Origin of the sequence: Rhodococcus sp. ENV425, assembly GCF_002887785.1 — a bacterium.
Classification (GTDB): Bacteria; Actinomycetota; Actinomycetes; order Mycobacteriales; family Mycobacteriaceae; genus Rhodococcus; species Rhodococcus aetherivorans.
Genome location: NZ_PCZU01000282.1, coordinates 15,111 through 39,148 on the forward strand (window position 1 = coordinate 15,111; position 24,038 = coordinate 39,148).

Below are 24,038 nucleotides of genomic sequence, written 5' to 3' on the forward strand. Positions count from 1 at the left end.
CCCGCCCGGTTCCGCGTGGGTTATGCTTCCCATTATGCGAGACGGAGGTATCGACCTATGAGACAGCATAGCGGGATCGGAGTGCTGGACAAAGCGATGGCCGTCCTCCATGCAGTGGCGGAGCAGCCCTGCACTCTCACCGAACTGTGCGCCCGCACCGGACTTCCCCGCGCCACCGCCCACCGGCTCGCGGTCGGGCTCGAGGTGCACCGGCTGCTCGCCCGCGACGGTGACGGCCAGTGGCGGCCGGGTCCCGGTCTGGCCGAACTGTCGGCAGGCGCGGGCGACGCACTCGTCGACGCCGCCTCGCTCGTGCTGCCGCGCCTGCGCGAGATCACCGGCGAGAGCGTGCAGTTGTATCGACGGGAGGGCACCCACCGGGTGTGCGTCGCGGCCCTCGAACCCCCGACGGGCCTGCGCGACACCGTCCTCGTGGGGGCCCGGCTGCCGATGACCGCCGGGTCCGGAGCCAGGGTCCTGCTCGCCTGGGCCGACGCCGCGACGCAGCGGGCGATCCTGCCGGAGGCCGCATTCGGCGAGCGGGTCCTCGCCGAAGTCCGGCGCCGGGGCTGGGCGCAGAGCGTCGCCGAACGCGAACCCGGGGTCGCCTCGGTGGCCGCCCCCGTGCGCGATGCATCCGGGGCCGTCGTGGCCGCGATCTCCGTCTCGGGACCCGTCGACCGCATGGGCCGCCGGCCCGGGGCGCGCTGGGCCGCGGACCTGCTGGCGGCCGCCGACGCGCTGCAGAAGCGACTGCAGTAGCCCGTCCACCCGCCGGCTCCTGTGCGACAGTGCACGGATGGGAACCAACCAGCGCACACAGATCACGATGACCGACGCCGAGATCGGCGACTTTCTCGAACGCAGCCGCGTCGCGACGATGGCGACGATCGGCCCCGGCGGCCTCCCGCACCTCGTCGCGATGTGGTACGCGGTGCTGGACGGCGAGATCTGGTTCGAGACGAAGCTGAAATCGCAGAAGGCGGTCAATCTGCGGCGCGACAACCGGATCAGCGCCCTGGTCGAGGACGGCCACACCTACGACACCCTGCGCGGCGTCTCGCTCGAGGGGCATGCCGAGGTGGTCGAGGATCGAGAGGTGCTGTTCGAGGTGTGCCGCAGCGTGTGGGAACGCTACACCGGCCCCTACACCGCGGAGTTGCGGCCCGCGGTCGAGCAGATGATGCACAAGCGCGTCGCGGTGCGGGTCGTCGCGGACCGGACCCGGTCCTGGGACCACCGCAAGCTCGGGATGCCGGCGATGCCGATCGGCGGCAGCACGGCACCGTACCTGTTCGAGGCCCTGGAAAACCGGGCGACAGACGCCGGGTTGCCGAGTTAGATTCCGGGATGTCCCGGACCGAGCTCCGGGCGAGGGAAGGGAGACAGCGATGAACGACCCGAGCGGGGACCGGATCGCGGAGCAGTTCCGCGCAGCCCTCGAGCGCAAGAATCAGCACGCCCGTCGCGGCTCGGACCATCTCGACGGGAGGGCCAAGGCGCAGGCGCCGCACGGCAGCGCCGACCACCGCCGCAATTTCCGGCGCAAGAGCGGATGACGAGCACAAACAGCGAAGGTCCCTCCGATCCGTGGATCGGAGGGACCTTCGCGTGGTAGCCCCGACGGGATTTGAACCCGCGCTACCGCCTTGAGAGGGCGGCGTCCTAGGCCGCTAGACGACGGGGCCAGGAACTTTCACTGCTCAGAGAAGAACGCCCTTCGAACTCGCGATCGAAGGGCCGTCCGTGGTAGCCCCGACGGGATTTGAACCCGCGCTACCGCCTTGAGAGGGCGGCGTCCTAGGCCGCTAGACGACGGGGCCAGGAACTTTCTTCTCTGTTGCTCCTCCCACCCTGCGGCGGGAAGCTCAGCCAGCTTAACCGGCCGAGGCTCGGTGACAAAATCACCGGGCAGACGCTGGGGTACCAGGACTCGAACCTAGAATGGCTGAACCAGAATCAGCTGTGTTGCCAATTACACCATACCCCAATGGCTTGTTCCGAAGACCTGCCTCGCGGCGCTGCGGCCTCCGTTCCGAACCGAGAAGAAGGTTAGCACCATGGGTGCCCCCAATAACAAATCGCCAGGTCAGAGCGGGTAAATCCACAACCTGCGCGACGCCGGGCCGACCGCGGGGGCGCCGCGGCCGGCCCGGCACCGCTCAGGCGATGCGGGCCCGGGCGGCACGCAGGCGCGTGAGCGAGACGTCCCGGCCGAGCAGTTCCATCGACTCGTACAGGGGCGGGCTGATGTGCGAGCCCGTGAGCGCCACGCGCACCGGCGCGAAGGCCTTGCGGGGCTTGAGGCCGAGCTCGTCGATCAGCGCGGCCTTGAGGGCCTCTTCGAGGGCCGCCGCGCTCCACTCGGCCACACCGTCGGCCGCGGCGATCGTCGCGTCCAGCACGGGCGCGGCGTCGGGGCCGAGGTTCTTGGCCGCGGCCGCCTCGTCGAGCGTGAAGTCGGCCTCGGCCACGTAGAGGAACTTCAGCAGGTCCCACGCGTCCGAGAGCACCACGATGCGGGTCTGGACCAGCTCGGCCGCCACCGCGAACCGGGCGTCGTCGACGTCACCGGTGATGTGCCCGTGCTCCACGAGGAACGCCTTCAGCCGGGCCGCGAAGTCGGCCGGTTCGAGCATGCGGATGTGCTCGGCGTTGATGGCGTCGGCCTTCTTCTGGTCGAACCGGGCCGGATTCGAGTTGACCTTGGCGATGTCGAAGGCGGCGACCATCTCGTCGAGCGAGAAGACGTCACGGTCGTCGGCCAGGCCCCAGCCGAGGAGCGCGAGGTAGTTGAGCAGTCCCTCGGCGATGAAGCCACGGTCGCGGTGGATGAACAGGTTGGACTCGGGGTCGCGCTTGGAGAGCTTCTTGTTGCCCTGCCCCATCACGAACGGCAGGTGGCCGAACTCGGGCGTGAAATCGGTCACGCCGATGCGCTGCAGCGCCTCGTAGAGCGCGAGCTGGCGCGGGGTCGACGAGAGCAGATCCTCGCCGCGCAGCACGTGGGTGATCCGCATCAGGGCATCGTCGACGGGATTGACGAGCGTGTACAGCGGGATGCCGTTGCCGCGGGTGAGGGCGAAGTCGGGCACGGTGCCGGCCTTGAACGTGGTCTCGCCGCGCACCAGGTCGTTCCACGTCAGGTCGTGATCGGGCATGCGCAGCCGCACCACGGGCTTGCGCCCCTCGTCGCGGTACGCCTGCCGCTGCTCCGCGGTCAGATCGCGGTCGTGGTTGTCGTAGCCGAGCTTCGGGTCGCGGCCGGCCGCGCGGTGGCGCGCCTCGACCTCCTCGGGCGTGGAGAACGACTCGTACGCCTCGCCCGCCTCGAGCAGCCTGGCGACGACGTCGAGATGCAGGTCGCGGCGCTGCGACTGCCGGTACGGCTCGTACGGGCCGCCCACCTCGGGACCCTCGTCCCAGTCGAGGCCGAGCCACCGGAGCGCGTCGAGGATCGCCTGGTACGACTCCTCGGTGTCGCGGGCGGCGTCGGTGTCCTCGATGCGGAACACGAAGGTGCCGCCGTGGTGACGGGCGAAAGCCCAGTTGAACAGGGCGGTGCGCACGAGGCCCACGTGCGGGGTTCCGGTCGGGGACGGACAGAAACGAACGCGTACTTCGCTGTTGGTCATGGCTCACTCGGGTCGAGGGATCGAAAAGTCCCCTCCAGGCTAGTCCCGGGCGTGCCGGCCGCGAAGCCGCGGTCCGCCTGCTACCTGCGCTTGGCGGTCACCGGATTCGTCAGCGTGCCGATGCCCTCGACGGTGATCGAGACGGTGTTGCCGTCGACGATCGGCCCGACCCCCTCCGGGGTCCCGGTGAGGATCACGTCGCCCGGCAGCAGCGTCATCACCGCCGAGATCCACTCGATCAGCTTCGGAATGTCGTGCACCATCAACGACGTTCGGCTGCGCTGGCGCGTCTGCCCGTCGACCTCCGCGGAGATCTCGAGATCCGAGGGATCGATGTTCGTTTCGATCCACGGGCCGAGGGGACAGAACGTGTCGTGCCCCTTGGCCCGCGTCCACTGCCCGTCCTGCTGCTGATGGTCGCGCGCGGAGACGTCGTTGGCGACGGTGTAGCCGAGGACGACGTCGAGGGCCTTCGCGGCCGGAACGTCCTTGCAGGGACGGCCGATGACGACGGCGAGCTCCGCCTCGTGGTGGACGAGGCCGCTGCTCGGCGGGAGCACGATCGGCGCCCCCGGGCCGACGATGGAGGTGTTCGGCTTGAGGAAGATCACCGGCTCGTCGGGAACCTCGTTCCCGGATTCGGCCGCATGGGCGGCGTAGTTGCGGCCGACGCAGACCACCTTGCTCGCCAGGATCGGCGCGAGCAGCCGGACGTCGGCGAGCGGCCAGCTGCGGCCGGTGAAGGTCGGGGTGCCGAAGGGGTGTTCGGCGATCTCCTTCGCCGTCGCGGCGTCCCCCTCTCCCTCGATGCTGACGAAGGCGACACCGTCCGGGCTGGCAATTCGACCAAGGCGCATGCCGGGGAGTCTATCCGTGTCGCCGCTGGCGGCCCTGCGGACCACGGGACGCAGGTATAGGCTGCCACCGGGAAGTTCACAATACGGGAATTTTGTTTCAGATAGTGAGATGACATGACGGTTCGGGACATCGGCGCGCGGCGCTGGGTCATCCTGGCGCTCGGCGTGTTCGCGCAGGCGGCCCAGGCGGTCCTCGTCAACGGCGCCGCCTTCCTCATCCCCGCGCTCCACGAGGATCGCGGACTCACGCTCGCCCAGGCCGGAACACTTTCGGCCGCGCCGATATTCGGGGTCGTGTTCAGCCTCGTCGCGTGGGGTGCCCTGGCCGACCGGTTCGGCGAGCGGCGGGTCCTGGCCGCAGGGCTCGCACTGGCTGCGGCGGCCACGGCCGCAGCCGCCGCCAGCGGGACCCTGCCGATGCTCGCGCTCATGCTCGCTCTCGGTGGTGCCGCCGCGGCGAGCGCCAACGCCGCGAGCGGTCGCGTCGTCGTCGGCTGGTTCCCGCCGCACCAGCGTGGTCTCGCCATGGGGATCCGGCAGATGTCGCTGCCGCTCGGCGTCGCCGTCGCCGCGTTGACCATTCCGCCGCTCGCGCGCGACCACGGAATCGGCTCGGCCCTGGCCTTCTCCGCCTCGGTGTGTGCCGTCGCCGCGGTGGCGTGCGCGGTCGGCATCGTCGACCCACCGCGGCCGGAACGCGGCCGGGCCGCAGAGCTCGGCCTGCTCGACAACCCCTACCGTGCCGGGCGGTCGCTGCAACGGATCCACGCCGCGTCGGTGCTGCTGGTGGTGCCCCAGTACGTGGTGTGGACCTACGCGCTGGTGTGGCTGATCTCCGAGCGCGGCTGGACCGAGTCCGCCGCGGGCCTGGTCATCACCGCCGCGCAGTTCCTCGGTGCGCTCGGTCGCGTCGCCGCCGGCGGGTGGTCCGACCGGGTCGGCAGCCGCCTGCGGCCGCTGCGGCTCGTGGCGCTCTCCGTCGTGCTGTCCATGGCAGCGCTCGCGGCCGCCGCGCTCACCGACTCGGCCGTCGCCGTCGCGCTGCTGATCGTGGCATCGGTGACGACGGTGGCCCCGAACGGGCTGGCCTTCACCGCCGTCGCCGAGATCGCGGGACCGTTCTGGGGTGGCCGCGCGCTCGGCATCCAGAACACCGGCCAGTTCGTCGCGGCGGCGTGCGTGGGTCCCGCGTTCGGCGGGCTCATCGCACTGGCCGGCTTTCCCGCGGCGTTCGCGCTCGCCGCGCTGATCCCGGCCGCCGCGGTGCCCCTGGTCCCCCGCAAATGAGCCGGTGCGGCCTCCCGGACACCGGGAGGCCGCACCGAGACCGGATCAGAGGGCGGCCGCGATGCGGTCGCCGACCTCCGTGGTCACGATCGGGCCCGTGCCGCGGGCGGCGAGGTCCGCCTCGACCGCACGCTCGACCCGGGCCGCCTCGTCCGCCCGGCCGAGGTGGCGCAGCAGCAGGGCGACCGACAGGATCGCCGCGGTCGGGTCGGCGATGCCCTTGCCCGCGATGTCCGGGGCGCTGCCGTGGACCGGCTCGAACATCGACGGGTTGGTGCCGGAGGCATCGATGTTGCCGCTGGCCGCCAGGCCGATGCCCCCGGTGACCGCACCGGCGAGATCGGTGATGATGTCGCCGAACAGGTTGTCGGTCACGATCACGTCGAACCGGCCCGGGTCGTCGACCATGTAGATGGTGGCGGCGTCGATGTGGCAGTAGGCCATCTCGACCTCCGGGTACTCCGCGCCCACCGTCTCGACCGCACGCGTCCAGATGGCACCGGCGTTGGAGAGCACGTTGGTCTTGTGGATCAGGGTGAGGTGCTTGCGCCGGCTCTGCGCGAGCTCGAAGGCGTAACGCACGACGCGCTCGGCACCGAACCAGGTGTTGACCGAGACCTCGGTGGCGATCTCGTGGGGGGTGCCGACGCGGATGGCGCCGCCGTTGCCGGTGTAGGGGCCCTCGGTGCCCTCCCGCACCACGACGAAGTCGATCTCCGGCTGCGCCGCGAGCGGGGACTTCGCCCCCGGGTACAGCCGCGACGGCCGCAGGTTGACGTGGTGATCGAGCGCGAACCGCATGTTCAGCAGCAGGCCCCGCTCGAGCACGCCCGGGGTGACGGACGGGTCGCCGATGGCGCCGAGCAGGATCGCGTCGTGCGCGCGGATCGCCGCCAGGTCGGCGTCCGGGAGCAGTTCCCCGGTGGCGTTGTACCGCCGGGCACCGAGGTCGTACTCGGTGGTCTCGAGATCGGGGACCAGCGTCCTGAGCACCTTGAGGGCCTCGGCCGTGACCTCGACACCGATGCCGTCACCGGGGATGACCGCAAGCTTCATGGGCACACACTCTCTTCCTCTTCGCGACGACGGCCGCGACCGTGCTCGACGATCGCGGCCATCGGATACAGCGGGGGGTGGTTCAGGACAGGTCGACCTGCGCGACGCGGGCGTCGAGCCGCTCCACGATCTGCGCGACCTCGGTGTCGCCGACGACCCGGTCGACCCGCAGGATCACCGTGGCGCCGGGGCCCTCGACGTCCTGGCTCAGTGCCGCCGCCTGGATGTCGATCCCGGCGTTGCCGAGGACCGTGCCGAGGACACCGAGCACGCCCGGGCGATCCTCGTAGTGGACGACGAGGTTGTGGCCCTCGGCGCGCAGGTCGAAGCTGCGGCCGTTGATGTTGACGATCTTCTCGATCTGCTGCAGGCCGGTCAGCGCACCGGTGACGGTGGTGACGAGACCGTCGGCGGCCACGGCGCGGACCTCCACCGCGCTGCGGTGGGTGGAGGCCTCGCTGTGCTTGTCGACCTCGACACTCACGCCGCGCTGCTCGGCGAGGGCCGGGGCGTTGACGAAGGTGACCGGCTCGTCGCTGCTGGCGGAGAACAGGCCGCGCAGCGCGGCGAGGCCGAGGATCTCGACGTTCTCCGCGGAGAGTTCGCCGCTGGCGACGACCTGCACGTTCTGCACCGCCTCCGGCGAGAGGGTGCCGGCGATCAGGCCGAGCTTGCGCACGAGCTCGAGCCACGGTGCGACCTCCTCGCCGACCGGGCCGCCGGAGACGTTCACGGCGTCCGGGACGAACTCACCGGCCAGGGCCAGCAGCACGCTCTTGGCGACGTCGGTTCCGGCGCGGTCCTGGGCCTCGGTCGTGGAGGCGCCGAGGTGCGGGGTGACGACGGTGTTGTCGAGGTCGAACAGCTTCGAGTCGGTGCAGGGTTCGGAGTGGAAGACGTCGAGGCCGGCGGCGCGAACCTTGCCGGAGACGAGGGCGTCGTGGAGGGCGTCCTCGTCGATGAGACCACCGCGGGCGGCGTTGACGATGATGACGCCGTCCTTGGCCCGCGCGAGCCGCTCGGCGTTGATCAGGCCGGCCGTCTCCTTGGTCTTGGGCAGGTGCACGGAGATGAAGTCGGCACGCTCGATCAGCTCGTCGATGTCGACCAGTTCGATCCCGAGCTGGGCGGCACGGGCCGGCGGCAGGTAGGGGTCGTAGGCGATGACGTGGGTCTCGAAGGCGGCGAGGCGCTGCGCGAACAGCTGCCCGATCCGGCCCAGACCGACGACGCCGACCGTCTTGCCCAGGATCTCGGTGCCGTTGAAGCTCGAACGCTTCCAGGTGCGCTCACGCAGGGTGCGGTCGGCGGCGGGGATCTGCCGGGCCGTGGCCATCAGCAGCGCCACGGCGTGCTCGGCGGCCGAATGGATGTTGGACGTCGGAGCGTTGACGACCATCACACCGCGCTCGGTGGCGGCCGGGATGTCGACGTTGTCGAGGCCGACGCCGGCGCGACCGACGATCTTCAGCCTCGTGGCGGCGGCGAGGACCTCGGCGTCGACCGTGGTCGCCGAACGGACCAGCAGGGCGTCCGCCTCGGGCACCGCCGCGAGCAGCGCGGGACGGTCCGGACCGTCGACCCAGCGCACCTCGACACCGTCACCGAGCGCATCGACGGTCGACTGCGCCAGCTTGTCGGCGATCAGGACAACGGGACGGCCATTCTGGCTCACGTGCGAACTCCCCTGTGGTTGGTTTGTCTGACGGGTCGTCGACGGCGCCGCACCCCGAGGTGCGCGAATGCAGCCGTGACCGGGCTCAGTTTAGTGCCCGGGCCGTGGCCCCGGGGCCACGGCCCCGGAATGGGTTGCCTACTGGTACGAAACGACCCACGCCCGCGGCGCCACGGCCGCGGTCCGTTCGGACCCGAACGCCGGCGAATCCGAGCCGGGAAGGCCCTCCGGCCGATCCGGTACCTGGTGCCGCCGTCCCGGCGCGAGCCGCATTCCGGGTCCGGAGCGGGACCGTCCGGGTGGCACCTGTGGTCCGGCGAACCTGCGCCCGGGGGAACGTCGCTCGCAGACCACCGACGAGTTCCGTTCGCACGGGCACCGTTTCGCCGGGACCCTGCACCAGGCCGCGGCCCGGCGCGAGTGGACCGCGAGGGCGGAACGCCGTGCCCCGGCTATGCGGGGCCGGGACCCGCGGTGGATCGCCGGTGCCGGAACGCGACGACGGCGGTGCGGACCGTCGGATAGAAGCGGTCCCGGGTGAACCGATCTCCCAGCCCGAACCGCACCAGCCGGTCCTTGATCGGACCCTTCATCGCGGCGAAGGCCAGGTGGATGCCCTTGCCCGCCAGGTACCGGTCCAGGTCGACGAGTTCGTCGACGGCGGTGGTGTCGAGGCCGGTGATCGGTTCCGCGGCGATCACGACCCACTCGACCGGCTCGGGCGATTTCGCGACCAGCGAGCGGACGTAGTCGTCGAAGATCGAGCCGTTGGCGAAGAACAGCGGGGCGTCGAACCGCACGAGCAGCAGGCCCGGGATCCGATGCCCCTCGGGGTGGCGGTTGATGTCGTGGAAACCCGCGACGCGGGTGAGCTCGACGAGTTCGGTGCGGTACGGCGACCATGCGTGTCCCACGACGGCGACGAAGGAGAGCCCGATGGCGACGAGAATCCCCTCGAGCACCCCGACGAGCGCCACTCCGAGGAAGGCCGCCGCCGCGAGACCGGCCTCGATCCGGCTCATCCGCCACATGCGGATCACGCCGCGCACGTCGATGAGTGCCGAGGCGGCGACGAGGACGACCGCGGCGAGGGTCGCCTCGGGCAGATAGGCGGTCGCGCCGGGCGCGAGCAGCACGAACAGCAGCACGGCGGCGGCGCCGACCACCCCGACGAGCTGGGTGCGGGCACCGTTCTGCTCGGCGACGGGCGTGCGCGACGAGCTCGCCGAGATGGGGAAACCGCTGAACAGCCCGGTCGCGACGTTGGCGGCGCCGATGGCCTTCATCTCGGTGCTGCCGTCCACGTCGTCGCCGCGGCGGGCGGCGAACGTGCGCGAGAGCACGCCGGTGTCGGCGAACGCGATGAGCGCGACGCCGGCCGCCGGGCCGAGCAGTGCGAGCACGTCGCCCCAGCTCACCGCTGCCACATCGGGCGTCGGCAGTCCCGACGGCAGCGCCCCGACCATGACGATCTCGTCGGTGAGGCCGAGCAGCGCGGACACCACGGACGCCCCGACCACGGCGACCAGGACACCCGGGATGCGCGCCCGCAGGAGGCGGAACGCCAGGATGACCGCCAGGGACGCCACACCGACGGTCGCCGCGACGAGGTCGACGTCGCCGGCGGCCACCGCCCGGACGATCGCGGCGGTGTCCTGGAGCAGGCCCGGCTCGTCGATCGAGAAGCCGAGCAGTTTCGGGAGCTGACCGACCACGACGACCAGCGCGATGCCGTTGAGATAGCCGAGCCTGATGGGCTTGGACAGCAGTTCGGTGACGAAACCGAGGCGCAGGAAGCCGGCGACGACGAGGATCACGCCCACGAGCAGGGCCAGAACCCCCGCGAGCGCGAGCGCCTCCTGCGGGTCGCCCGTCGCGGCGAGCGGGAGCACCGCCGCGGCGATGAGCGGGGCGAGGGACGAATCAGGCCCGAGCACAAGCACTTTCGACGGACCCACCAGCGCGTACACCAGCAGCGGGACGATCGTGGCGTACAGGCCGGCGTAGGCGGGCAACCCGGCGGCCGTCGCGTAGCCCATGCCCGCGGGGATGAGCAGCGCGGTGAGTGCCAGGCCGGCGGTGATGTCGGGGCGCAGCCACTCCCGGCGGTAGGTGCGGGCCGTGACGACCCCCGGCAGCTTTCCCAGGCCCCAGGACATCAGCGCATTATCCACCCTGGAACGCCGACGGCCCGACACCACAGCGGTGCCGGGCCGTCGAAGCGGCGGGATCCGATCAGGCGGTCTCGGTGATCGGGCGGTCCACCCAGCTCATCAGGTCGCGCAGCTGCTTGCCGACGACCTCGATGCCGTGCTCGGCGTTCTTCTTGCGCAGCGACTCGAGCTCCTTGTTGCCGCCCTCGACGTTGGCGACGAGACGCTTGACGAAGGTGCCGTCCTGGATGTCCTTCAGGATCTCCTTCATGCGCTCCTTCGTGCCGGCGTCGATGACGCGCGGCCCGGAGAGGTAGCCACCGAACTCGGCGGTGTCGGACACCGAGTAGTTCATGCGGGCGATGCCGCCCTCGTACATGAGGTCGACGATGAGCTTGAGCTCGTGCAGCACCTCGAAGTACGCCATCTCCGGGGCGTAGCCGGCCTCGACCATCACGTCGAAACCGGTCTTGACCAGTTCCTCGGTGCCACCGCAGAGGACGGCCTGCTCACCGAACAGGTCGGTCTCGGTCTCTTCCTTGAAGGTGGTCTTGATGACGCCGGCCCGGGTGCCGCCGATGCCCTTGGCGTAGGACAGCGCCAGCGCCTGGCCGTCGCCCTTGGGATCCTGGTGGACGGCGATGAGCGCGGGGACGCCCTTGCCGTCGACGAACTGGCGGCGCACGAGATGGCCGGGGCCCTTCGGGGCGACCATCGCGACGGTGACGAACTCCGGCGCCTCGATGAGACCGAAGTGGATGTTCAGGCCGTGGCCGAAGAACAGCGCGTCGCCGTCCTTCAGGTTCGGCGCGATGTCCTCCTTGAAGATCGACGCCTGCGCGGTGTCGGGCGCCAGCAGCATGATGACGTCCGCCCACTCGGAGACCTCGGCCGGGGTGCCGACCGCCAGGCCCGCCTCCTCCGCCTTGGCCCGCGACTTCGAGCCTTCCTTCAGACCGATGCGCACCTCGACACCGGAGTCGCGCAGGCTCAGCGAGTGCGCGTGTCCCTGGCTGCCGTAGCCGATCACCGCGACCTTGCGGCCCTGGATGATCGACAGATCGGCGTCGTCGTCGTAGAACATCTCGACTGCCACAGTTGTTACCTCTCTCAGCAAATAAGGGTGTGTTCAGGCTAACGGGTGGCCGTGATCGACTTCGGACCGCGTCCGACCGCGACGACCCCGGACTGCACGATCTCGCGGATGCCGTAGGGCTCGAGCATCCGCAGCAGGGCGTCGAGCTTGGACCGGGTACCGGTGGCCTCGATCGTGAGTGACTCGGGCGAGACGTCGATCACCTTGGCGCGGAACAGATTCACCGTCTCGATGACCTGCGTCCGCACGCTCGCGTCCGCCCGCACCTTGATCAGCAGCAGCTCGCGGGCGACCGAGGCCTCCTCTTCCTGCTCGACGATCTTGATGACGTTGACGAGCTTGTTGAGCTGCTTGGTCACCTGCTCGAGGGGGAACTCGTCGACGGTGACGACGATCGTCATCCGGGAGATCTCGGGGATCTCGGTGCCGCCCACCGCGAGGGATTCGATGTTGAACCCGCGGCGGGAGAACAGGCTCGCCACGCGGGCCAGCACGCCCGGCTTGTCCTCGACGAGAACGCTGAGGGTGTGACTGGTGCTCACTGACGATCCTCTCCTGCTGCTGCGGCGCCGCGCTGGTCCGGGTGCTTCTCGTGCTCGAGTGCCTCGTGGATGACGGCCGGCTCGGCGGCCGCCTCGTCCTCGTCGAACAGCGGGCGGATGCCCCGCGCCGCCATGATCTCGTCGTTGCCGGTGCCCGCGGCGACCATCGGCCACACCTGGGCGTCCTTGCCGACGATGAAGTCGATGACCACCGGACGGTCGTTGATCGACTGCGCCTGGCGGATCGCGTCCTCGACCTCCTCCTCGCGCTCGACGCGGATGCCGACGCAGCCCAGAGCCTCGGCCAGCTTGACGAAGTCGGGGATGCGCAGGGTGTGGGTGGCCAGGTCCGTGTTCGAGTACCGCTCCTCGTAGAACAGCGTCTGCCACTGCCGCACCATGCCGAGGTTGCCGTTGTTGATGAGCGCGACCTTGATCGGCACACCCTCCACCGCGCAGGTCGCCAGTTCCTGGTTGGTCATCTGGAAGCAGCCGTCGCCGTCGATGGCCCACACCTCGGCGTCGGGCACGCCCATCTTGGCGCCCATGGCCGCCGGAACGGCGTAGCCCATGGTGCCCAGGCCGCCGGAGTTGAGCCAGGTCCGTGGCTTCTCGTAGTCGATGAACTGCGCGGCCCACATCTGGTGCTGGCCGACGCCGGCGCAGTAGATCGCGTCCGGTCCGGCGAGCTTGCCGACCTTCTGGATCACGAACTCCGGCGAGAGCATGCCGTCGGCGGGCCGGTCGTAGCTGAGCGGGTAGGTGCGGCGGATCCCGTCCAGGTACTCCCACCACTGGGCGTACTCGAGCGTGGTGCCCGTCGCGAGATCCGCACGGATCGCCTCGATCAGCTCGACGATCACCTCCTTGCAGTCACCCACGATCGGCACGTCGGCGTGCCGGTTCTTGCCGATCTCGGCCGGGTCGATGTCCGCGTGGATGACCTTCGCGCCGGGCGCGAACGAGTCGAGCTGACCGGTGACGCGGTCGTCGAACCGCGCGCCGAGCGTGATCAGCAGATCGGACTTCTGCAGGGCGGCGACCGCCGCGACGGTGCCGTGCATGCCGGGCATGCCGCAGTTGAGCCGGTGAGTGTCGGGGAACGCACCGCGCGCCATGAGCGTCGTGACGACCGGGATGCCGGTGAGCTCGGCCAGCTCGAGCAGCTCCGGAGAGGCCTCGGCCTTGATGACACCGCCGCCGATGTACAGCACGGGCGACTTCGCCTCGGCGATCAGGCGGGCGGCTTCACGGACCTGCTTGCCGTGCGGCTTGGTCACGGGACGGTAGCCGGGCAGGTGCATCTCCGGGGGCCAGCTGAAGGTGGTCTGGGCCTGCAGGATGTCCTTCGGGATGTCCACGAGCACCGCGCCGGGACGGCCGGACGCGGCCAGGTAGAACGCCTCGGCGAGGACGCGGGGGATCTCGGCGCCGTCGGTCACGAGGAAGTTGTGCTTGGTGATCGGCATGGTGATGCCCGAGATGTCCGCCTCCTGGAAGGCGTCGGTGCCGATCAGACCGCGGCCGACCTGGCCCGTGATCGCCACGACGGGGACAGAGTCCATCTGCGCGTCGGCGAGCGGGGTGACGAGGTTGGTGGCGCCGGGGCCGGAGGTGGCCATGCACACGCCGACCTTGCCGGAGGCCTGGGCGTATCCGGTCGCGGCGTGGCCGGCGCCCTGCTCGTGGCGGACCAGCACGTGCCGGACCTTCTGCGAGTCGAACAGCGGGTCGTAGACGGGGAGGATCGCACCGCCCGGAATGCCGAATACCGTGTCGACTTCGAGCTCCTCGAGGGCCCGGACCACCGACTGTGCGCCGGTGACCCGCTCGGGGGCGACCTGGCGACGGTTACCGGACTGGGTGGCCGCGGCCGCGGGCGCCGGGGCTGCGGCCCCGGGCTTGCGCGGCGAAGGTTGAGGCCTTGCGGTTGGTGCGCTCACTGCGATTCCTCTGGTTCTGGCTCCGGGCAACAAAAAACCCCCGTCAGCAGCATCTGCTGTACGAGGGTGGCGCGTCGTGGGCGAGTTGCGAGAAGCGGCTCAGGCGACGACGCGCCGGCCGATTACGAGCAACCCATTCTGATTCACGCGCTCGACGGTAGGCGCGCGAAGGTCCGACAGTCAACTTGGTTCGGTCACCTGTCCCAGAATGTGAGATGCCTCGGCTGCAATGGGAAGATGGTGAGGTGTCATCTCCACAGCAGCCCGTGCCACCACGCCCATCATCCCATACGGCCGAACAGCAGCCGCAGGTCATCCAGATTTCCCGGCTCGCGCTGCTCGCATGTGGGTTCGTGCTGCTCGGAGTGGCCTCCCCGGCCCTGGCCTGGCCCGCCGCGTTCGGCTGGATGGTGGTGATTCCGTTCCTCGTCGGCGCGTGGGTGCTGCGGGTGCGCACCGTCGTCGGGCCCGAGGGCATCACCGCCCGGTCCGCATTCTCGACCCGGACCCTGGCCTGGGACGAACTCGACGGCCTGCGATTCCCCAAGCGGGGCTGGGCGCGCGCCCGCCGCACCGTCGGCACCGAGGTACCCCTGCCGGTCGTCACGTTCGGCCGTCTCCCCCAGCTCGCCGCCGGTAGCGGCGGTCGCATCACCGACCCGTATGCGGCCGCGCGCGAGGCGGAGGCACGGGAGCAGGCCGCGGACACCGAGCCGGACGCGGACGTCGAGTCGAAATAGCACACGAGTAAATTCGAAGCCGCCCAGGCCCGCTCCGGCCCCGTCCGGCGGAGCCCGGTCCCCGGCGTCGCCGCGCCCGCGCAGCACACAGCCCCGAAGCAGCCCCAGCCCCGAAGCAGCCCCAGCCCCGAAGCAGCCCTAGCCCCCGAGGAACCCGATGCCCCCGTTGAGGTCACGCACCACCACCGCCGGACGCAACGCCGCCGGGGCCCGCGCCCTGTGGCGCGCCACCGGCATGACCGACTCCGACTTCGGCAAGCCGATCGTCGCGATCGCGAATTCCTACACGCAGTTCGTGCCCGGCCACGTCCACCTCAAGGACGTCGGCGAGATCGTCGCCGAGGCGGTGCGGGCCGCCGGCGGTGTGCCGCGCGAGTTCCACACCATCGCCGTCGACGACGGGATCGCCATGGGCCACGGCGGCATGCTGTACTCGCTGCCCAGCCGCGAGATCATCGCCGACTCGGTGGAGTACATGGTCAATGCGCACACCGCCGACGCGCTGGTGTGCATCTCCAACTGCGACAAGATCACCCCCGGCATGCTCAATGCCGCGATGCGCCTGAACATCCCGACGGTGTTCGTCTCGGGCGGCCCGATGGAGGCCGGCAAGGCGGTGGTCGTCGGCGGTGTCGCGCAGGCCCCCACCGACCTGATCACCGCGATCTCGGCGTCGGCCAACGACGCCGTCAGCGACGACGGCCTCGACGAGGTCGAGCGCAGCGCCTGCCCCACGTGCGGGTCGTGCTCGGGCATGTTCACCGCGAACTCCATGAACTGCCTGACCGAGGCGCTCGGACTGGCACTGCCCGGCAACGGGTCGACGCTGGCCACCCACGCGGCACGCCGGGCGCTGTTCGAGCGGGCCGGCACCGCGGTCGTCGAGGCGGCGCTGCGCTGGTACCGGGACGAGGACGAGTCGGTCCTGCCGCGCAACATCGCCTCCCCCGCCGCGTTCCGCAACGCCATGGCGCTCGACGTCGCGATGGGCGGCTCGACCAACACCGTGCTGCACACGCTCGCCGCGGCGCAGGAGGGCGAGGTCGACTTCGACCTCGGCACGATCGACGCCATCAGCCGCAAGGTGCCGTGCCTGGCGAAGGTCTCCCCCAACTCGGACTACCACATGGAAGACGTCCACCGGGCCGGCGGCATCCCCGCGATCCTCGGCGAGCTGCGCCGCGCCGGGCTGCTCGAGACGGACGTGACCACGGTCCACACGACGAGCTTCGACGAGTGGCTCGATACGTGGGACGTGCGCTCCGGCAAGGCCTCCGACGAGGCGATCGAGCTGTTCCATGCGGCCCCCGGCGGTGTCCGCACCACCGAGCCGTTCTCCACCGCCAACCGCTGGTCGTCGCTGGACACGGACGCCGCGGCCGGCTGCATCCGGGACGTCGAGCACGCCTACACCGTCGAGGGCGGACTGGTCGTCCTGCGCGGCAACCTCGCTCCGGACGGCGCGATCCTCAAGACCGCCGGCATCGACGAGGACCTGTTCACCTTCGAGGGCCCGGCGTTGGTCGTCGAGTCGCAGGAGGAGGCCGTGTCGGTGATCCTCGGCAAGAAGGTGCAGCCCGGGGACGTCGTCGTGGTCCGCTACGAGGGACCGTCGGGCGGGCCGGGCATGCAGGAGATGCTGCATCCCACCGCGTTCCTGAAGGGCGCGGGACTGGGCAAGCAGTGCGCCCTGATCACCGACGGCCGGTTCTCCGGCGGCACGTCGGGACTGTCGATCGGCCACATCTCGCCCGAGGCGGCGTCCGGCGGCGTCATCGGTCTGCTCGAGAACGGTGACCGGATCCGCATCGACGTCCCCACGCGCACCCTCGAGGTCCTCGTCGACGACGCCGTCCTCGCCGAGCGGCGCGCCAAGATGGAGGCTTCGGAGCGCCCGTGGCTGCCGGTCGACCGGCAGCGCACGGTCACCACCGCCCTGCGCGCCTACGCCGCGTTGGCCACCTCGGCCGACAAGGGTGCAGTCCGCCGGGTGCCGTAGGCACCGGTGCGTCCTTCGGGCTGTTCCTGCCGCCCGAAGGACGCACCGTCCGCGTCAGCGGCCGAATATCCAGAGGCAGACCCCACCCGCGACGCCGAGCAGCAGCGCGACGAACGAGCCGGCGAACGGCCGGGTCGCCCAGCCGCGGGTGCCGTCGACCGCGACCCGACCGGGACCGGTCAGCACGATCACTGCGGCGGCGGCCGCGAGCAGGGTCTCGTACTCCACCCCGTCCGGCGCGAAGTACTGCAGTCCCGGCTCGGCGGACTGCCGGAACAACCACGCGTTGATCATGATCGCCAGCACGGCGGCGGCGGCGAGCGGGGTGAGCAACCCGAGGATCAGCAGCGCTCCGGCCGCCACCTCCCCCACCGCACCGAGCACCGCGAGCAGGGCCGGACGCTGGTAGCCCGCGTCGGCGAGCATCGCCTCGAACCCGTCCATGCCGGGGCCGCCCCACAGCCCTGTCAGCTTCTGCACCCCGTGCACCACCATCGTGCCGCCGACGACGAGCCGCAGCACGAGCAACCCCAGGTCCAGTGTGCCGCGGCGCGCCTTCGCCGGCCCGGGCGCGGCACCGGTCTCCGCTCCGATCGGCGCCGCGACGGCGCCCGCGGGCTCGTACCGGTGCATCCGCTCGGTGGGGGCGACGTCGGAGTCCGCGTACCCGTACTGCGCCGGGCCGCGCCGCTCGAAGGCGGAGTTGTCGAGATCGAGGTCGTCATCGGACTCGAGCATCGACGAGCGGGGGCGCTGCAGCTCCAGGGTGGGATTGTCGTAGGGACTCGACACCGGCTCCGCGGCATCCTGCGGCGTCGGCTCCGGGACGTGGTCTTTCGCCTTGTCGGTCACCGAACCAGGGTAGGTCGCCCGGGTCGGCCGACCCGGGAACCGAGTCGGGGCGCGCCGCCCCGGTAACGTCATGGTCATGACGAGGCGCGCGAGAGTCGGTGGGTCGCGACGGATGCGAGCGACGGTCGCGTCGATCGTGGGTCTGCTCGCCCTCACCACGTCGTGTGCCCGTTTCGACGACGCGACCACCACCCCGTTCACGCCGGAGCCGAGCTTCGACGCGGGCGCCGAACTCGAACCGCTCGAGCCCCCGACGACGACCACGACGCCGGGCGCACCGCCGACACCGCCGGGCCCGTGTCAGGACCCCGACCCCGCGGTGGTCGCCACGTGCCTCGACACCACGGGAGGGCTGGTCACCATGCCGGACGGTGGCTCCGCTCTCGTCGCGGAGCGGCGCACGGGCCGGATCCTGCGGGTGGCACCGCGGACGGAACCGGTGGAGGTGGCCACCGTGCCGGTCGACGGTTCCGGCGACGGCGGGCTGCTCGATCTCGCGCTGTCGCCGACCTTCGACGAGGATCGGCTGCTCTACGCCTACATCACCACCCCGACCGACAACCGCGTCGTGCGGCTCGCCGCGGGCGACGTCCCGAAGCCCGTGTTCACCGGCATCCCGCGGGGGGCGAGCGGGAACGCGGGCGCGCTCGAGTTCACCTCACCCACCGACCTGGTGGTGCTCACCGGCGACGCCGGGAATCCGGCCGCGGCCGCCGATCCGGCGTCGCTCGCCGGGAAGCTGCTGCGGATGCCTCTGCCGGCGCCGGGCGCGGCCGCGGCGCCGTCGGTCGTGCTCTCGGGGATCGGAACGGCCGGCGACGTGTGCCGGGATCCCGCCGGGAACCTGTGGGTCACCGACCGCACCGCGCTCGAGGACCGGCTGCAGCGTGTCGGCGTGGACGGCGCGGTGGGCGCGTCCCCCGCCTGGACGTGGCCCGAGCGTCCGGGCGTGGCCGGATGCGCGGCCGGTGCGGACGCGGTCGCGGTGTCGCTGACGGACGGCAAGGCGGTTGCGGTGGTCGCCATCGATCCGGGAACAGGGGCGGTGACGGCGGCGCCCGTGCCGGCGGTGCAGGACCGCTACGGCCGTCTCGGCGGCGCGTCGGCGGGCGGCGACGGGCAGCTGTGGGTGTCCACCGTCAACAAGGCCGGCGGCGAACCGGGCCCGAACGACGATCGGGTCGTGCTGATCCAGTTCCCCGCCGGCGGGGGCGGCTTCGACTAGCCGGAACCGTTCGTCTCGGGGTACGTCACGACAGCGTGAAGGGCGGCTCGGCCGCGTCGGTGAACGCGCCGCTCACATTGCCCAGCAGGCCCGGTTTCGCAAGGTCGAGCTTGCGGCAGGTCGAGAAGTCCAGGTCGGCCGACCGGGTCCACACGATGTTCGGGCTGAACGACGATTCGAACATGTACAGCCCCTCGGTCAGGTCCGTCAGCGTGCGCCAGATCGTCATCGAGATGTTCGGCCGTTGCGGATCGGGTTCGCCGAACGGTTGCGCGACATTGCGCATGACGCTGAGCAGCGCCGCATACGCACGGGCCGGGGTCTCCACGGCGGGCAGTCGGTCGAGATAGTAACTTGCCCGGACGAAGCGGTCGGACGCCTCCGTGGTGCCGGGCAGCGGCTCGGATCCCCCGAAACCGGTAAAGCTCTTCCGGAGTTCGATCTGCTCGTCGTACGGCGGTGAATTCGTCATGACGGTGTTCGCGCGGCCGTGATGTATCCGCAGCGTTCCACCGATGTGCTCGAGGATCAGGGAGTCACCGCTCGCGTCCTCGAGGGCCAGATGCACGGTCGCGGGACGCTGGGAGCGCGGCTCGATCAACGGTCGGACCTGGAAGGGCCGCTCGGCCATCAGGGCGAGGCACTCGTCGACGGTGCCGCACAGGTCCAGAAAGATCTGCGGCCACAGGGACACCGCGAGCGCGGGCAGTTCCGGGTCCCGTTCCCCGAAGTCCGCCTCCGCGAGCCACAGCACGTGGGCGGCCAGGCCGCGCTCGTTGATCCCGTCGCTCGTGGCGTTGTCCCAGACGGCGGCCACGAGACTGCCGTACCGGGCCGTCCAGGTCACCGGGTCGGGATCGCGGTCGTGCCCGATCCGGTCGACCCCCCGCGGAAGTGACCACAGGTTCGTGTCCATCTCCTCGCGCCAGTCCATGTTCCGGCCGACGAGAACGCCGTGCCCGCTTCCGGTCCACATTGCCCGAGTGCACATTGATCCTCCACGATGTCCGACGAGAAATCCGGCCGCCCGTGCGCCGTGAGCGTCGACCCGCCCCACGACGACAGTGACAATACGGACGTTTCGGTCGAATCTCAGCGTTTTCGCGGCGGATCCACCCGCACCCGCTCCCGCGACGGTTCGGATTACTCGAATTCGGCTGTGTTGCAATTGCTTCCGGCACACTTCCCCGTTCGACCCGGGACGGTGCAACAATGTCGCCGATCGGTCCGAAGCAGTGGCACGCCCGAGGGAGGGGCCCGCATGACCACACGCCTGAATCCGTACATCAGCTTTCGCGACAATGCCCGCCAGGCCATGGAGTTCTACCGATCCGTGTTCGGCGGAGAATTGAATGTGAGCACGTTCGCGGAGATGCACGCGAGCGACGACCCGTCCGAGCAGGACAAGGTCATGCATTCGATGCTGGCGAGCCCGAACGGTCTCGTCCTGATGGCGGCGGACACCCCCAACCAGATGAGCTACAACCCGGGGGACAACATCTCGATCTCGCTCAGCGGCGACGACGAGGCCGAGCTGCGTGGCTACTGGGACCAGCTGAGCGACGGCGGAACCATCGCCGTGCCGCTCGAGCGAGCACCGTGGGGCGACCACTTCGGCATGTGCACCGACAAGTTCGGCATCCAGTGGATGGTGAACATCGCTGGCGATTCGCAGTAGACACACGGGCGGCCTGCCATCCCGGCAGGCCGCCCGCTCGCGGAAGAACCTCTCGTGGAAGAACTCAGCTGCAGGCGGCGAGCACGAGCTCCTTGACCAGGGCCGGGTCGGCCTGGCCGCGGGTGGCCTTCATCACGTCGCCGACGATCTTGCCGGCCGCCTGGACCTTGCCGCTGCGGATCTTGTCGGCGATGTCGGGGTTGGCGGCCAGCGCCTTCTCCACCTCCGACTTGATGAGCGAGTCGTCGCGCACGACCACGAGTTCGGGGTGCGCAGCGAGGATCTGCTTCGGGTCGCCCTCACCGGCGAGCACGTAGTCGACGACCTTGCGGGCGAGCTTGTTGGTGAGCGTGCCGTCGGCGACGAGGGCGATCACCTGCGCGACCTGCTCCGGGGTGATCGGCAGCTCGACGAGCTCGACGCCGCGGGTGTTGGCCTGCTGGGCCAGGTAGGCGACCCACCAGGACCGGGACTCGGAGGCGGGGGCGCCGGCCTCGGTGGTGGCGATGATCAGGTCCAGGGCGCCGGCGTTGACGAGGTCGCGCATCTCCTCGTCGGAGATGCCCCACTCGGCCTGGATCCGGGCGCGCCGCAGCCACGGCAGCTCGGGGAGGGTGGCGCGCAGGTCCTCGATCCACTCCGCGCTCGGGGCGATCGGTTCGAGGTCCGGTTCCGGGAAGTAGCGGTAGTCCTCCGCGGTCTCCTTGCGCCGGCCCGGCGAGGTGGTGCCGTCGGCCTCCTGGAAGTGCCGGGTCTCCTGGATCACCGTGCCGCCCGCGGTCAGGACCTCGGCCTGGCGGCGCATCTCGTACCGCACGGCGACCTCGACCGACTTGAGCGAGTTGACGTTCTTCGTCTCGGTGCGGGTGCCGAACTCCGCCGCTCCGATCGGGTTGAGGGAGAGGTTGGCGTCGCAGCGCATCGAGCCCTGGTCCATGCGCACGTCGGACACGTCGAGGGCCTTCAGCAGGTCCCGCAGCGCGGTGACGTAGGCGCGGGCGACCTCGGGGGCGCGCTCGCCGGCGCCGACGATGGGCTTGGTGACGATCTCGATGAGCGGCACCCCGGCGCGGTTGTAGTCGAGCAGCGAGTGGCTCGCCCCGTGGATGCGGCCCGTGGCGCCACCGACGTGCAGCGACTTGCCGGTGTCCTCCTCCATGTGCGCGCGCTCGATCTCCACGCGCCACGTGCTGCCGTCGTCGAGGACCACGTCGAGGTAGCCGTCGGTGGCGATCGGCTCGTCGTACTGCGAGATCTGGTAGTTCTTCGGCTGGTCCGGGTAGAAGTAGTTCTTCCGCGCGAACCGGCCCCACGGCGTGATCGAGCAGTTCAGCGCAAGGCCGATGCGGATCGCCGACTCCACCGCCGCCTGGTTGACGACGGGCAGCGAGCCGGGCAGGCCGAGGCACACCGGGCACACCTGCGTGTTGGGTTCGGCGCCGAACGTGGTCGGGCACGGGCAGAACATCTTGGTCGCGGTGTGCAGCTCGACGTGCACCTCCATGCCCATCACGGGCTCGAACTTCGCGAGCACCTCGTCGTAGGCGAGCAGATCATCGGACATGGCGGCAGTCATGCGCTCGATTTTAGACGGTGCCGCCATGCGGCGAACCGGCCCTCACGCGCGGCGCGACCTCACCCGAAGATGATCCGCATCTCCTCGTAGCGGTCCTTCGGCACCCGCTTGTGGTTGGCGAGCGCCTCGTCGAAACCGACCCGGGCGATGTCGGTTCCGTGCAGCGCCACCATGTGCCCCCACTCCTCGTCGGCGACGAGATCGGTGACCGCCATGCCCAGGCGGGTGGCGAGCACCCGGTCGAAGGCCGTGGGCACGCCGCCGCGCTGGATGTAGCCCAGGATCGTGGCGCGGGTCTGGATGCCGGTGCGCTCCTCGATCATCGGGGCGAGGACGTCGGCGATGCCGCCGAGCCGCGGCCGGTCGAACTCGTCGCGCCCCTTGTCGGAGTACGCCTCGGTCATCTCCGGCAGGGTGAATCCCTCCGCGACCACCACCATGGGGGCCCGGCCACGGTCGCGGACGCTGGTGACCCATTCGCAGATCTGCTCGATGCTCTCGGGCTGTTCGGGGATGAGGATGGCGTGGGCACCCCCGGCGGTGCCGGAGTGCAGCGCGATCCACCCCGCCTCCCGGCCCATCACCTCGAGGACCATGCAGCGCTTGTGCGAGTTGCCGGTGGTGCGCAGCCGGTCGATCGCCTCGGTCGCGATCTCGACGGCGGTGTCGAAGCCGAAGGTGTAGTCCGTCTGGCCGAGGTCGTTGTCGATGGTCTTCGGCACTCCGACGATCCGGATGCCCTCCTCGAACAGCCGCTTGGACGCGGCGGCCGTGCCCTCGCCGCCGATGGCGATCACGGCGTCGACGCCCATGCGCTCGAGCGTGCGGGCGATGTTCTCCGCGCCGCCGTTCGGTCCTTGATAGGGGCCGAACCGGCTGGTGCCGAGAATAGTGCCGCCCTGATGCGACAATCCCCGAACCTTGCTGCGATCCAAGGGGATTGCGTCGCCTTCCACCAAACCACGCCAGCCGTCGAGGAATCCGACGAACTCCTGACCGTAGACGGTCCTGCCCTTGAGGACCGCTCCGCGGATCACCGCGTTCAGGCCGGGGCAGTCCCCGCCGCTGGTGAGAATGCCGATGCGCGTCATCCGTACCTCCGTGCCGGTCGTGCAGGTTGTCGGTGGTCCTCCCGGCAATACTGCCCCGGCGCGGCGCCCGCGGCATCCCGATCGCGGGTGCAGCTCACCCCGGCACGACCAGTCCGGACTCGTACGCCAGTACCACCGCCTGCGCCCGGTCCCGCAGGTTCAGCTTCCCGAGCACCTTCCCCACGTGCGTCTTGACCGTCTGCTCCGCGACGAACAGGTGAGCGGCGATCTCCTGGTTCGACAGCCCGCGGGCGATCAGCTCGAGCACCTCGCGTTCGCGCGGGGTGAGGACGTCGAGCGCCCGATCGCGGCCGCGGCGCGGCGACCGCCGGCGGGTGACGTCCGCGATGAGGCGGCGCGTGACGGTCGGCGCGAGCAGCGCCTGGCCGTCGGCGACGACGCGGACCGCCCGGATCAGTTCGTCGGCGGGCGCGTCCTTGAGCAGGAATCCGCTGGCGCCCAGGCCCAGTGCCTCGTAGACGTAGTCGTCGATGTCGAAGGTGGTGAGCATCAGCACACGTGTCGGCGGATCGGTGCGCCCGGCGAGGATGTGCCGGGCCGCGTCGAGTCCGTTCATCTCGGGCATCCGCACGTCCATCAGGACCACGTCGGGTCGCAGGCGGGCCGCCTCCG

At 70.6% G+C, this 24,038-nt stretch carries 21 protein-coding genes and 3 tRNA genes; 8 read left to right on the forward strand and 16 right to left on the reverse strand.

The genetic code is table 11. From position 1 onward, the window contains the following. Window positions 1-57: 57 nt before the first annotated feature. From CQZ88_RS26475 to CQZ88_RS30090, 3 genes are read left to right on the forward strand one after another with little or no spacing between them, the layout of a single operon-like run. A complete protein-coding gene (locus CQZ88_RS26475; RefSeq protein WP_029544405.1) occupies window positions 58-762 on the forward strand; it encodes an IclR family transcriptional regulator in 705 nt (234 codons plus the stop codon). Between the two features lie 37 nt (window positions 763-799). Next, a complete protein-coding gene (locus tag CQZ88_RS26480) occupies window positions 800-1,342 on the forward strand; it encodes a pyridoxamine 5'-phosphate oxidase family protein (RefSeq protein ID WP_006934263.1) in 543 nt (180 codons plus the stop codon). A 49-nt stretch (window positions 1,343-1,391) separates the two neighbouring features. After that, window positions 1,392-1,559, forward strand: a complete 168-nt coding sequence (locus CQZ88_RS30090) for a DUF5302 domain-containing protein (RefSeq protein ID WP_006934262.1) — start codon at window positions 1,392-1,394, stop codon at window positions 1,557-1,559. A gap of 53 nt (window positions 1,560-1,612) precedes the next feature. Here CQZ88_RS30090 and CQZ88_RS26485 read toward each other — a convergent pair. The 5 genes from CQZ88_RS26485 to CQZ88_RS26505 form a co-directional block, all read right to left on the reverse strand. Continuing rightward, window positions 1,613-1,688 (reverse strand) — tRNA-Glu (locus tag CQZ88_RS26485). Between the two features lie 59 nt (window positions 1,689-1,747). Then, window positions 1,748-1,823, reverse strand: a tRNA-Glu gene (locus CQZ88_RS26490). Window positions 1,824-1,918: 95 nt separating this feature from the next. Beyond that, window positions 1,919-1,990, reverse strand: a tRNA-Gln gene (locus CQZ88_RS26495). A gap of 172 nt (window positions 1,991-2,162) precedes the next feature. Continuing rightward, a complete protein-coding gene (gltX, locus tag CQZ88_RS26500; RefSeq protein WP_006934261.1) occupies window positions 2,163-3,635 on the reverse strand; it encodes a glutamate--tRNA ligase in 1,473 nt (490 codons plus the stop codon). A gap of 80 nt (window positions 3,636-3,715) precedes the next feature. Next, window positions 3,716-4,492, reverse strand: a complete 777-nt coding sequence (locus CQZ88_RS26505; protein ID WP_006934260.1) for a fumarylacetoacetate hydrolase family protein — start codon at window positions 4,490-4,492, stop codon at window positions 3,716-3,718. 114 nt (window positions 4,493-4,606) lie between these two features. Here CQZ88_RS26505 and CQZ88_RS26510 point away from each other — a divergent pair, with 114 nt between their 5' ends. Further along, the gene (locus CQZ88_RS26510) at window positions 4,607-5,779 is read left to right on the forward strand and encodes an MFS transporter (RefSeq protein ID WP_006934259.1); all 1,173 of its coding nucleotides are present in this window, start codon (window positions 4,607-4,609) and stop codon (window positions 5,777-5,779) included. A gap of 45 nt (window positions 5,780-5,824) precedes the next feature. Here CQZ88_RS26510 and CQZ88_RS26515 read toward each other — a convergent pair whose 3' ends face one another. The 6 genes from CQZ88_RS26515 to CQZ88_RS26540 all read right to left on the reverse strand — a co-directional run bounded on the left by CQZ88_RS26515 (window position 5,825) and on the right by CQZ88_RS26540 (window position 14,244). Beyond that, the gene (locus CQZ88_RS26515; RefSeq protein ID WP_043796512.1) at window positions 5,825-6,835 is read right to left on the reverse strand and encodes a 3-isopropylmalate dehydrogenase; all 1,011 of its coding nucleotides are present in this window, start codon (window positions 6,833-6,835) and stop codon (window positions 5,825-5,827) included. Between the two features lie 82 nt (window positions 6,836-6,917). Next, entirely contained in the window at window positions 6,918-8,510 is a 1,593-nt protein-coding gene (gene serA, locus CQZ88_RS26520) for a phosphoglycerate dehydrogenase (RefSeq protein WP_006934257.1), read from the reverse strand. 452 nt (window positions 8,511-8,962) lie between these two features. Continuing rightward, window positions 8,963-10,669, reverse strand: coding sequence for a SulP family inorganic anion transporter (locus CQZ88_RS26525; protein ID WP_029544415.1), 1,707 nt, complete (start codon window positions 10,667-10,669; stop codon window positions 8,963-8,965). Window positions 10,670-10,745: 76 nt separating this feature from the next. Then, window positions 10,746-11,747, reverse strand: a complete 1,002-nt coding sequence (ilvC, locus tag CQZ88_RS26530; protein ID WP_180987089.1) for a ketol-acid reductoisomerase — start codon at window positions 11,745-11,747, stop codon at window positions 10,746-10,748. A gap of 50 nt (window positions 11,748-11,797) precedes the next feature. Beyond that, the gene (ilvN, locus tag CQZ88_RS26535; RefSeq protein WP_006934252.1) at window positions 11,798-12,301 is read right to left on the reverse strand and encodes an acetolactate synthase small subunit; all 504 of its coding nucleotides are present in this window, start codon (window positions 12,299-12,301) and stop codon (window positions 11,798-11,800) included. Further along, window positions 12,298-14,244: an acetolactate synthase large subunit gene (locus tag CQZ88_RS26540; protein ID WP_102800539.1), complete on the reverse strand. Its 1,947-nt coding sequence runs from the start codon at window positions 14,242-14,244 to the stop codon at window positions 12,298-12,300. Before CQZ88_RS26540 ends, ilvN begins: the two co-directional genes overlap by 4 nt. 266 nt (window positions 14,245-14,510) lie before the next feature. On the opposite strand from CQZ88_RS26540, the gene CQZ88_RS26545 reads away from it, so the two are divergent. Together CQZ88_RS26545 and ilvD are read left to right on the forward strand one after the other, a co-directional pair. Next, entirely contained in the window at window positions 14,511-14,984 is a 474-nt protein-coding gene (locus tag CQZ88_RS26545) for a PH domain-containing protein (protein WP_180987088.1), read from the forward strand. 157 nt (window positions 14,985-15,141) lie between these two features. After that, on the forward strand, window positions 15,142-16,983 hold the full coding sequence (gene ilvD, locus CQZ88_RS26550) for a dihydroxy-acid dehydratase (protein ID WP_102800541.1): 1,842 nt from the start codon (window positions 15,142-15,144) through the stop codon (window positions 16,981-16,983). Window positions 16,984-17,037: 54 nt separating this feature from the next. Here ilvD and CQZ88_RS26555 read toward each other — a convergent pair whose 3' ends face one another. Further along, a complete protein-coding gene (locus CQZ88_RS26555) occupies window positions 17,038-17,835 on the reverse strand; it encodes a DoxX family protein (RefSeq protein ID WP_050035413.1) in 798 nt (265 codons plus the stop codon). Between the two features lie 112 nt (window positions 17,836-17,947). Here CQZ88_RS26555 and CQZ88_RS26560 point away from each other — a divergent pair, with 112 nt between their 5' ends. Beyond that, complete coding sequence (locus tag CQZ88_RS26560) at window positions 17,948-19,060, forward strand: PQQ-dependent sugar dehydrogenase (RefSeq protein WP_006947419.1); 1,113 nt, start codon at window positions 17,948-17,950, stop codon at window positions 19,058-19,060. 25 nt (window positions 19,061-19,085) lie between these two features. Here CQZ88_RS26560 and CQZ88_RS26565 read toward each other — a convergent pair whose 3' ends face one another. After that, complete coding sequence (locus CQZ88_RS26565) at window positions 19,086-20,036, reverse strand: linear amide C-N hydrolase (protein WP_029544427.1); 951 nt, start codon at window positions 20,034-20,036, stop codon at window positions 19,086-19,088. Window positions 20,037-20,321: 285 nt separating this feature from the next. Here CQZ88_RS26565 and CQZ88_RS26570 point away from each other — a divergent pair, with 285 nt between their 5' ends. Continuing rightward, on the forward strand, window positions 20,322-20,738 hold the full coding sequence (locus CQZ88_RS26570; RefSeq protein ID WP_102800542.1) for a VOC family protein: 417 nt from the start codon (window positions 20,322-20,324) through the stop codon (window positions 20,736-20,738). Between the two features lie 64 nt (window positions 20,739-20,802). Here CQZ88_RS26570 and gatB read toward each other — a convergent pair whose 3' ends face one another. The 3 genes from gatB to CQZ88_RS26585 all read right to left on the reverse strand — a co-directional run. Then, complete coding sequence (gene gatB, locus CQZ88_RS26575) at window positions 20,803-22,314, reverse strand: Asp-tRNA(Asn)/Glu-tRNA(Gln) amidotransferase subunit GatB (RefSeq protein ID WP_102800543.1); 1,512 nt, start codon at window positions 22,312-22,314, stop codon at window positions 20,803-20,805. Window positions 22,315-22,373: 59 nt separating this feature from the next. After that, window positions 22,374-23,405: a 6-phosphofructokinase gene (locus tag CQZ88_RS26580; protein WP_006942344.1), complete on the reverse strand. Its 1,032-nt coding sequence runs from the start codon at window positions 23,403-23,405 to the stop codon at window positions 22,374-22,376. A gap of 94 nt (window positions 23,406-23,499) precedes the next feature. Then, a partial coding sequence (locus tag CQZ88_RS26585; RefSeq protein WP_258008809.1) for a response regulator transcription factor occupies window positions 23,500-24,038 on the reverse strand: 539 nt, incomplete at its 5' end.